Annotated in this window: 10 protein-coding genes; 9 read left to right on the forward strand and 1 reads right to left on the reverse strand. The window is 35.3% G+C overall.

Annotation, left to right across the window (positions count from 1 at the left end; all coding sequences use genetic code 11):
- Window positions 1-11 precede the first annotated feature (11 nt).
- The 5 genes from BW942_RS05540 to BW942_RS05560 all read left to right on the forward strand — a co-directional run bounded on the left by BW942_RS05540 (window position 12) and on the right by BW942_RS05560 (window position 3,968).
- Window positions 12-1,196 (forward strand): tetratricopeptide repeat protein, encoded by a 1,185-nt coding sequence (locus BW942_RS05540; RefSeq protein WP_000532666.1) that lies wholly within the window; start codon window positions 12-14, stop codon window positions 1,194-1,196.
- Window positions 1,197-1,896: 700 nt separating this feature from the next.
- Window positions 1,897-2,340, forward strand: a complete 444-nt coding sequence (gene lsa14, locus BW942_RS05545) for an adhesin Lsa14 (protein WP_000769736.1) — start codon at window positions 1,897-1,899, stop codon at window positions 2,338-2,340.
- Window positions 2,341-2,361: 21 nt separating this feature from the next.
- Window positions 2,362-2,685 carry a TRL-like family protein gene (locus BW942_RS05550; protein ID WP_000720240.1) on the forward strand — a complete coding sequence of 108 codons (324 nt, stop codon included), beginning with the start codon at window positions 2,362-2,364 and terminating at the stop codon, window positions 2,683-2,685.
- Window positions 2,686-2,690: 5 nt separating this feature from the next.
- Window positions 2,691-3,029, forward strand: a complete 339-nt coding sequence (locus BW942_RS05555; protein ID WP_000713555.1) for a TRL domain-containing protein — start codon at window positions 2,691-2,693, stop codon at window positions 3,027-3,029.
- Between the two features lie 741 nt (window positions 3,030-3,770).
- Window positions 3,771-3,968 (forward strand): hypothetical protein, encoded by a 198-nt coding sequence (locus BW942_RS05560; protein WP_000907227.1) that lies wholly within the window; start codon window positions 3,771-3,773, stop codon window positions 3,966-3,968.
- 22 nt (window positions 3,969-3,990) lie between these two features.
- Here BW942_RS05560 and BW942_RS05565 read toward each other — a convergent pair whose 3' ends face one another.
- Window positions 3,991-5,670 carry an alpha-glucosidase gene (locus BW942_RS05565; RefSeq protein WP_000202103.1) on the reverse strand — a complete coding sequence of 560 codons (1,680 nt, stop codon included), beginning with the start codon at window positions 5,668-5,670 and terminating at the stop codon, window positions 3,991-3,993.
- Between the two features lie 99 nt (window positions 5,671-5,769).
- Here BW942_RS05565 and BW942_RS21400 point away from each other — a divergent pair, with 99 nt between their 5' ends.
- Genes BW942_RS21400 through BW942_RS05580 form a run of 4 tightly spaced genes read left to right on the forward strand, consistent with a single transcriptional unit; the run spans window position 5,770 to window position 8,970 of the window.
- Window positions 5,770-5,907: a hypothetical protein gene (locus BW942_RS21400; protein ID WP_001151644.1), complete on the forward strand. Its 138-nt coding sequence runs from the start codon at window positions 5,770-5,772 to the stop codon at window positions 5,905-5,907.
- Window positions 5,904-7,304, forward strand: a complete 1,401-nt coding sequence (locus BW942_RS05570; RefSeq protein WP_000841157.1) for a UDP-N-acetylmuramoyl-tripeptide--D-alanyl-D-alanine ligase — start codon at window positions 5,904-5,906, stop codon at window positions 7,302-7,304. Before BW942_RS21400 ends, BW942_RS05570 begins: the two co-directional genes overlap by 4 nt.
- Before the next feature lie 50 nt (window positions 7,305-7,354).
- The gene (gene purE, locus BW942_RS05575; protein ID WP_001093510.1) at window positions 7,355-7,843 is read left to right on the forward strand and encodes a 5-(carboxyamino)imidazole ribonucleotide mutase; all 489 of its coding nucleotides are present in this window, start codon (window positions 7,355-7,357) and stop codon (window positions 7,841-7,843) included.
- Window positions 7,844-7,854: 11 nt separating this feature from the next.
- The gene (locus tag BW942_RS05580; RefSeq protein ID WP_000926285.1) at window positions 7,855-8,970 is read left to right on the forward strand and encodes a 5-(carboxyamino)imidazole ribonucleotide synthase; all 1,116 of its coding nucleotides are present in this window, start codon (window positions 7,855-7,857) and stop codon (window positions 8,968-8,970) included.
- The last annotated feature ends 235 nt before the right edge of the window (window positions 8,971-9,205 follow it).

Below are 9,205 nucleotides of genomic sequence, written 5' to 3' on the forward strand. Positions count from 1 at the left end.
TGTTTAAAAAGATGGGAAGAATTCTACCGAACAGACTGGCTGGGAGACTGCTATCCACTTGGCTCTTTTTTTTACTTTGCACAAGTTATTCAACGGTCTACGGGAATTCAACCTTTTCTTATTCGGAACTACTCCGCCAAGCACAAGAAGAATTAAACCGGCTCCGATACGACGAAGCCCTTCAAAAATTAGAAATCGCGGACTCGATCAGAAATAAAAATACAGCGCTTTACTATGAGTTAGAAGGAAGAGCCTGGGTCGGTAAAGGAGATTTAGTGACCGCTTTGAAAAGTTTTGAGAAAAGCATTTTACTAGATCCAAATCATTCTTCTTTGATGAACGAAATTTTCACTGGTTATGAAGAACTCAATAAACCTATAAAAGCATTCCAGTTTGCCAGACTCAGTCTTTCTAAAAATCCTGAAAATCCTCCACTTAGATACAAGGTTCTTGTTCTCAGTTCAAGACTCGGAAATTTAGAATACTACAATCAAACTCTAAACTGGATTCGAATCAACAATCCCTATAAAGAAGATTTAGCTGCGATCGAATCGGAAATAAACAATTCTTACGAGTCTGGAAGAATCGATGATACAATTTCTAAATGTAGAAAATTCCTTCCTTTTTTTCCTGATAATTCACTCCTTCATAAAATTTTTCTTTTATCTTTGAAAAAGAAAAAATCTTCCGATTTGGTACAAGCTCTTTTAGACCGTGCCTCTATTTTTCGATCTGAACCCATCTTCGCCTACGAGTCTGCATTGGAATTTCTACAGAATAGAAAATTCAACGATTCTTTGGCTATGTCCAGACGAGCCTTTTTTTTAAGTCTGAAAAAAAATGGAAAGCCGGATAAAGAAATCCTTTATCCTCTCCATAGAATTTACAGACACCAAGGTTCTGTTACGGATATTCAGGCGATTGAAATTCTTCAGGATATTGTGGAAAGTGGACGGAAGATCGACCCTGAATTTTTAGATGCAAAACTCAACCAAACCGGGTTTAACCGAGAACTTTTACTTTTCTCATTGTTTTATCTTCAAATAAATTTTGGAAGTAGTTCCGACCACAAAGCACAAGAATGGAAATCACAGTTTGCAAAGATCAGAAAAAAACAAGAAGAGGAAGACCTTTCTAAAATCGTTTCTCCTTTTGCTTACGATTCTGAAGAATCTTCTTTTTTATCCGAAAGATGATAGTAATACATTTCAGATGCATTTTTTTAAAACCTACTGGATTGACATATTCCAAAACCAGTTTCACTCTTTTCCTTTGAGAGAAATAAAATTATTAAATTTAAATGGACCCATCTTACTTTTGAATATGAGTTGAGTTCAATACTAGAAAGATTTTTCTTAAAGTAATAGTTCCCACAACTTTAGATCCAATCTATTAAAACCCTGATTTGTAATAGTTCCCACAAGTTCAAGATAATCATGAAAAATGACAAACCTAGCTTTTAAAAGCAAAACTAAAAATGGATTCAAGATCAAAAGATAATTTAAAGTTTCGAACCCATCTTAACCTATAATTTTAGAACATTCCTTCCATATAAAATTGAATCCATAAGATTTAAAATACAAAGTGAAAAATATTAAAACCTTTTTTTGTTTTCATCCTAAAAAACTAACTTTTTCATTTATATACAATCCTATTCATACAAATTAAAACGAATCATCTCGCTAATAAATTTGAAAAAATTTATTTTTACTCCACTTTGTATTTAAAACCCTTCAAAAAATATCTTTTTGATAAAAAATTTCAAAACTTGTTACTCATAAGTGATTCTCTATTTACAAAAATATCACTTTTTATAGTATAGGCCGCCGGATGTCGCTTTAGAGATAATCACAAGCAACGTCCGAGAATAATCAAACAAGGAATCCAGGAGAAAAAATGAAACTCAAATCACTACTTTTCATTTCTTTCATGACGATCTGGGCGGTTCAGTGTACAGGAGTAAATGCTATGTACATTTACGGACTTCGCCCCAATACAAACCCAACCAAAGACTATGGATTCATGTACCCTATCATCTCTAAAGGTGGAGTGATTGTACATGATGGCGTAATCCCAGGCCCACTTGGAGACAATGCAGAAAATACTTCTATTGGAAAGGCATGTTCTAAAAACATACTATGGTTAGTATCTTTTGGTGATTCTTCCATCGAAGCAGCAAAAGCAGATGGTAAAATTACAAAAGTAGCGAGCATAGAATACGAACAACTTGGAGTTTTATACGGTGCTATTTATCATAAATTTTGTACTGTCGTAACCGGTTCTAATGCAGCTGTAGAAACGAAAACGGATGCAAAATCTGCTACCGGAAAGAAAAAATAAGGAAGAAGGAAAAAGGATCTTATGAAAAAAATCATCATCCTGACTTTAGTCGCACTCAGCTTTTCGGTATTTTTATCGAATTGCGCTACTGGTCCTCAACAAGGAATACTCGTTACAACTACTACCTTTCCAGGGGAAATCAATCCTTCCAACAACGTTCCTATTGCTAAAAAAGCAGAAAGTTGTGCTCATAACGTTCTTTACCTGGTCACCTGGGGAAACGCATCGGTAGGACAAATTGCATTAGAAAATAAAATTTCTAGAATCGCAACCGTAGATCATTCTACTTTTTCCGTTCTGGGACTTGTTTATAGCAACTATTGCACCATCGTAAGTGGGGAATAATTAAAATGAAAAAATTTATCAGTCTGATTGTAATCTCTCTCGCGGCGTTTGTTGTTTCCAACTGTGCAACAAGTATTTTTCCAGCGGCAATTTATAACTCTTCCAGCTATCACGTATCGGGAAACCCAACTGGTGGTCCTACGGATGCAAAGATTGTAAAAAGTGGAAAGTCATGTAACCTCTATTCACTTTTAACATGGTACTTCTACTCCGGTGGAGAAGGAAGTATTGCAGAAGCAATGAAAGACGGCCAAATCACAAAAGTTGCAATTGTTGACAAAAGCACTTTTGGAATTTTGGGGCCAATTTTCTCGAAAGAATGTGTAGTGGTTTACGGAGAATAAAAAGTAAAATTAACTTTTTAATTTTTATACAAGTCTAAAAATCAATTTTCTAAAACTCATTTCCTACGTATTACACTTAATGAAATGAGTTTTTAAGTAAAATTGAATGTTCTGAATCGTTGAGTATCATCTTATTCAGTAAATAGTAGTACTCAACGGTTTCAAATTATCCCTTTTATCTTTTAAACTGTTCCTCAAAAACGTGGAAACTCTCCACGGAAAATACATTTTAAAATTTATAATATTATCGACGGGAAGGAATCATCACGTTTTACCGAACATTCAAAAAAATTAATTTCCCATTTGTTTCTATTTCATGGAAACTATCAATTGAAGCAGTTTTCTTAATCACCACTATGGAATTTTTCAACAACTCTAAAATAGAAGTTTATAACAATTGAATCTGTCGTATTCAAGTGCGGGAACTCACAAAACTTAGGTTTTCTGTAAAATAATATGAAAACTATTGCAAATCACGATTTTACAAACAAATTTTAAAATTGTAGGAACTTATACTTTTAGAAAATTTTTTCAACCGCCAAACTCACGTTATTTTAATGTAAATTGAGCAAAAGAAAACCTCTATGAATAAAAAACTAAACCTTAGACTCAACAAAACGCTCGTCACGGATCGCGTTTTAGATCGTAGTAGTAGCTCGTGAATTTCATAGCTTAAAATAGCTAACGACCGATTTTAAACTCAGTAATGCCAATCTATAGAAAAATATTCGCTGAGTTTCAATGGCTGGTCACTCTGCAGAATGCAGTATAATAAATCACTTTTATATTGGTTATACAGAACACACATTATTATTTTATAATGCCCCCAAAACAGATTTTACTGATTCTACCCTGATCATTGAATACTTCGCCCATATTATAGACGCAAAAATTCTGTTTCAAACAATAGATTTGTCCAAAACAAATCTTTTTTTGTAGAATACACATTTTTTAAAATATACTAATTACCTAATATAACTCCAGAACAAGGAGGTATTTTAAATTGATCAAATTCGTTATGATCGAAAGAAACCGTAGAGAAAAAATATTTTCTACAATCGGTAGGATTAGAAAAAAATTTGGTTTTTTTACCAAAATTAAAAACGATCAGTTTACGTTCCTTACCAAATTCCCTTAAATAAACTAACATATCTTTTGGAACGTTTTCTTCAATTAATCTCAAAGAACCCTCTTTAAGAGCAAAACTTCCATTTCGAATGCGAAGAACACTTTTATAAGTATTTAAAAGAGAATCCGAATCTTCGGACTCGATCAAAACGTTACGTTCTCTATAATTTCCGTGAACCCGAATCCATGGTTTTGCTTCTTGAACCGTAAAACCTGCGTTTGGCGAGTCGTCCCATTGCATCGGCGACCTTGCTCGATCCCGAATGATAACGTCTGCGAGTCCCAACAATTCGGAAAGCGAATCACCTAACCAGCGATAGATTCTTGCAAGCGGATCCTGTGCCTCAGTTAATTTGATCGTCTCATTGGTCATTCCAATTTCTTCTCCGTAATAAGTGACTGGAACCCCCCTCGCGGTAAACTGAAACAGAGCAATCAATTTTCCTTTTTCGAGATTATTATTGATTTTCATCATGTAACGTCTTTGGTCATGGTTTCCAAAAACGTATGTGGGAACGTTTGGATACGGATATACTTGTTCCATTTTTTTTACGATTCCCTTAAAAAAACTAGTCTTGAACTTTAACAACAAAGTTTCGAATAAAAAGATTAGATTCAGGCCATCTTTTTTTTCGCCTAAGTAGCGTTTGATGATATGATCATCTCCGGCCACCTCTCCTACCGCAAAACGATCTCCATCAAACTCATCTAAAACGGATCTTAGCTCTTTCGCAAAAGCAAAGTTATTTGGATGGTTTACAGTATGAACCCTACTCTGAAAATAACCATCGTGATCATTTTCCGAAACGATATATTTAAATCGAAACGGATTGTCTCTGAAATATTTATCCTTATAAATCGCGTGAAAAATATCCAAACGGAAACCATCTACTCCCTTCTTAAGCCAAAAACGCAAAACGTCGAACATTGCCTTTTTGACTTCTGGATTGTAATAATTTAAGTCTGGTTGAAAATCTAGAAAACTCGCAAGATACCATTGATCCGTATTGGAATCATAATGCCAGGCCTTGGGTGTCACAAACGAACTCCAATTATTAGGAGGTTTATTTTTTCCTCTTCCGTCTTTCCAAATATACCAATCTCTTTTAGGATTATCTCGACTAGAACGGGATTGTATAAACCAATCGTGTTCAATAGAAGTATGATTCATCACCATATCAAAAACGATTTTCATCCCGCGCTTATGAACTTCCTTTATTAACTTTTCTGCATCTTTTATAGTTCCATATTCTGGAGCGATCGAGTAATAATCACTTACATCGTAACCGTGATCCATTTGTGGACTTTTATACAAAGGAGATATCCAAATTGTTTCAAACCCAAGATCTTGAAGATAATCCAATTTAGAAATGATCCCTGGAATGTCTCCAACACCATCCCGATTACTATCTGCAAAAGAGCGGGGATAAATCTGGTAAATCGTTGTTTTTTGCCACCACTTATCCAATTGATTGGGTGATTTTTTTTTGGAAGTTGATTTTTTAGAAGTCATATTTACTCGAGCTTTAATGGAATCAAAAATATAAGAATGAAGACTGTCAAGGCTGTATTCCAACAAATCTAACAGTCAATTCAGCTTTAACGAGTATCTATGGCCAAAGTTTCAGTTAAAAAATTAATATTTGAAAAAGATCCTTCTGTAGCCTTATGTTTGCAAGAAACTCTTTATGCTGCCAAAATTCATTTTAGAATTTTCAAAACATTCTCCCCTTACAACTTGGACCCATGAAATCGAACTTCTACTACGATCCGGAAACCATCCGCAGAGTATTGGGATCCACATCCGAAACTTGGTATCACAAAGAACCACTCATTACTACGATTACCACTTCATCCACAGAGGCAGAAGAAAATTCCCTTTTTGTACCTCTTTTAGGAAATAGAGACGGACACGAATTTATCAGAGATGCAATTTCCAAAGGAGCTACTTATTTTTTAGTCGAAGAAAATCATCCGATTTATAAAAACCTTAACCTCGAAGAGAAATCCAAAGCAATCCCTGTAAAAAACACGTTAACCGCTCTCGGAAAACTCGCATCTTTTCACAGATCCCGTTTTGATCCGATCGTAATTGCGGTCACTGGTTCCAGCGGAAAAACGACTACAAAAGAATTATTAGGAAATTGTCTTAAAAATCTAGAAGAATCTGCACTAGTCGTAACCGAAAAAAATTATAATAACGAAATTGGGCTTCCGTTTACACTTTTTAAGATTTCCGATCAGACCAGAGTTGTAGTATGCGAACTAGGAATGAACCATAAAGGAGAAATTTCAAGACTCAGTCAGATTGCTAAACCAGATTACGCCATCATAACTACAATTGGAACGGCCCATATAGAATTTTTAGAAAGTCAAAAAAACATAGCAAAAGCCAAAGGCGAAATCGTGGAAGGTTTAAAAAAAGGAGGAAAATTATTTTATCCTAATACAGGAGAATATTCTAAAATACTAAAAAATAAAACTCGCAAACACGGAAACAAACTTGTTCTTACAAAATCTGAAAAAATTTTTTCTATTCTTCAGAAAAAATCCTCCGGATTTTTATTAGAATACAAAAACAAAAAAATCCAATGGAATCTGCCAGGTGAAAAACTTTTAGAAAACCTTTCTGTTGCTATCACATGTTTAGAAGCTATCGGTACCCCACAAGAATGGATTCAAGAAGGGATCCATTCTTTCAAGTCTTCCAATAAAAGACTAGATTTACAAAATGGCAAATATTCTGTAATCAACGATACGTATAACGCAAATTACGAATCCATGATTTCCTCTTTGGAAGTCGCAGATCAACTCGCCGACGGAAAAGAGTTTTACGCGGTGTTAGGTGATATGAAAGAATTAGGAGAATATTCCAAAGAGTTTCATAAAAAACTTGGAAAAAAATGCTCCGAATTTCAAAACCTAAAGGGACTTTATACTTTTGGAACAGATGCTTTTTGGATTCAAGAAGAGTTTGTTAAACGAACTTCTTCTCCCAGGTTCTCTGAACATTTTCCAGGAACACAAGAAGGACTATCAGAACTCATTCATAAATTTTTACAAACGATTCCGGAAGGTTCTATCGTATTAGCGAAGGCGTCTCGAGGAATTCAATTGGAACGTTTCGTAGAAGCGCTTCCGGTTTAATACTTGCAAACAAGTAAATCTAAAGAAACATCTTCCACAGGAGAAAATGTTTGAACACAAAAGTTGCAATCATTATGGGAAGCCATTCCGATTGGGAAACGATGAAAGAAGCGGAGATCATTCTTAAAGAATTTGGCGTTTCTATTCACAAAGAAATTGTTTCTGCACATAGATCTCCTGAGCTTATGTTAGAATTTTCTAAATCTGCAAAAGAAAAAGGTTACTCCGTAATCATCGCAGGAGCAGGAGGTGCGGCCCATCTTCCCGGAATGGTTGCATCGATGACTACTCTTCCTGTTTTAGGAGTTCCAATACAAAGTAAAACTTTAAACGGATTGGATAGTTTATTATCCATCGTTCAAATGCCAGGGGGAGTTCCAGTAGGAACTCTTGCGATCGGAACTGCAGGCGCAAAAAATGCTGGTTTATTGGCAGTCAGAATTCTTGCACTTCAAGATCCTATACTTTCCGAAAAACTAGAACGATATCGTAATCAAATTCGAGAAGACGCACTTTCTAAAAATAAGGATTTATTGTGAACAATTCTCGAATGCTTCTTCCAGGTTCCAGGCTGGGAGTGATGGGATCAGGACAACTCGCGAGAATGTTTTGTTTAGAAGCGATTCCTTTTGGTTACGAGATTTCCGTTTATTCTCCCGAAAAAAATTCTCCGGCCGCAGGAGCGGGAGCAAAAGAATATATATCCACTTACGAAGACGAAAAAGCTCTGACTTTTTTTTTGGAAAATATAGACGGTCTTACATTTGAATTTGAGAATATTCCAGAAATTGCACTTACTACAATAGAAAATTTTTCTAAACGAACCGGACTGATAGTTAGACCTTCTCCGAACTGCGTCAGAATTTCACAAAATCGCTGGAAGGAAAAAACTTCTTTTCAAAAAGCAGGAATTCCTACGGTGAAATTTTATCCGGTTTTAACGGAAGAAGACAAAAAATCCGTTCTTTCTAAGACTAATTTTCCCTGTATCTTAAAAACGAATACGATGGGTTACGACGGTAGGGGGCAGATTCGGTGTATCACCGAACAAGAACTATCTTTAGTATTTTCTAACCTCAACAAACCGGATCATATCGTAGAAGAATTTTTCCAATTTACTTCGGAAGCCTCCGTTATTATGGCCAGATTTGAAGACGGCAAAATTTTAAATTTTAGACCTTCTAAAAACGTTCATAAAAATCATATCTTGGACCTTACATTTTATCCCGGAAATTTTCCAGATAGTATAGAAACTAAACTTGTAAACTATGCAAAAAAATTAGCGGAAACAATCGATTACGTTGGAGTTTTTGGGATAGAGTTTTTTATCCGAGGAGACGAAATTTTATGCAACGAATTTGCACCTAGGCCGCATAACTCAGGACATTTTAGTCAAAACTCTGGTACAATTTCTCAATTTTCCCTTCAGCTGAGAACTCTTTGTAACTTACCTTCCCCAAAAACAATCCTGGCCAACCCAGTATCAATGAAAAATATTTTAGGAGAAGATTATAAACCCGGATCTACTCTTTGGAATAAAACATTAGAAAATCCTTATTATCATCTTCATCTTTATGGCAAAACAGAAATTCGAAACGGAAGAAAGATGGGACACTGGAATTACTCCGGCCCCAACATAGAATCTGCTTTTTTAAACTGGGACTAATGTGAGTTCGATGTAAGAAAATATTGGCGAGTCCTGGTCCTCAACTCTGGTTATTAAATTGCATGCAGGAAACATACTAATCTATGGATCGCCGTTCTGGGCTCAAAAAGGCACATTTTTCAAGTGTTCCGACAAGAATAAGTCTTTTTACTTGCAAAAAGTATGTTTTTCTGATAGAGAAAAATTTTCCGAACCTTACCACCCCACCCAAAAATAGGGAAAACTCAACACAACG

It is taken from the genome of Leptospira interrogans, from assembly GCF_900156205.1.
GTDB classification, from domain to species: domain Bacteria; phylum Spirochaetota; class Leptospiria; order Leptospirales; family Leptospiraceae; genus Leptospira; species Leptospira interrogans.

What these genes read in the sequence shown, in the direction of transcription:
- BW942_RS05540 (WP_000532666.1), top strand. Translation starts at nt 12, where the DNA reads ATGGGAAGAATTCTACCGAACAGACTGGCTGGGAGACTGCTATCCACT.
- lsa14 (WP_000769736.1), top strand. Translation starts at nt 1,897, where the DNA reads ATGAAACTCAAATCACTACTTTTCATTTCTTTCATGACGATCTGGGCG.
- BW942_RS05550 (WP_000720240.1), top strand. Translation starts at nt 2,362, where the DNA reads ATGAAAAAAATCATCATCCTGACTTTAGTCGCACTCAGCTTTTCGGTA.
- BW942_RS05555 (WP_000713555.1), top strand. Translation starts at nt 2,691, where the DNA reads ATGAAAAAATTTATCAGTCTGATTGTAATCTCTCTCGCGGCGTTTGTT.
- BW942_RS05560 (WP_000907227.1), top strand. Translation starts at nt 3,771, where the DNA reads ATGGCTGGTCACTCTGCAGAATGCAGTATAATAAATCACTTTTATATT.
- BW942_RS05565 (WP_000202103.1), bottom strand. Translation starts at nt 5,670, where the DNA reads ATGACTTCTAAAAAATCAACTTCCAAAAAAAAATCACCCAATCAATTG.
- BW942_RS21400 (WP_001151644.1), top strand. Translation starts at nt 5,770, where the DNA reads ATGGCCAAAGTTTCAGTTAAAAAATTAATATTTGAAAAAGATCCTTCT.
- BW942_RS05570 (WP_000841157.1), top strand. Translation starts at nt 5,904, where the DNA reads ATGAAATCGAACTTCTACTACGATCCGGAAACCATCCGCAGAGTATTG.
- BW942_RS05580 (WP_000926285.1), top strand. Translation starts at nt 7,855, where the DNA reads ATGCTTCTTCCAGGTTCCAGGCTGGGAGTGATGGGATCAGGACAACTC.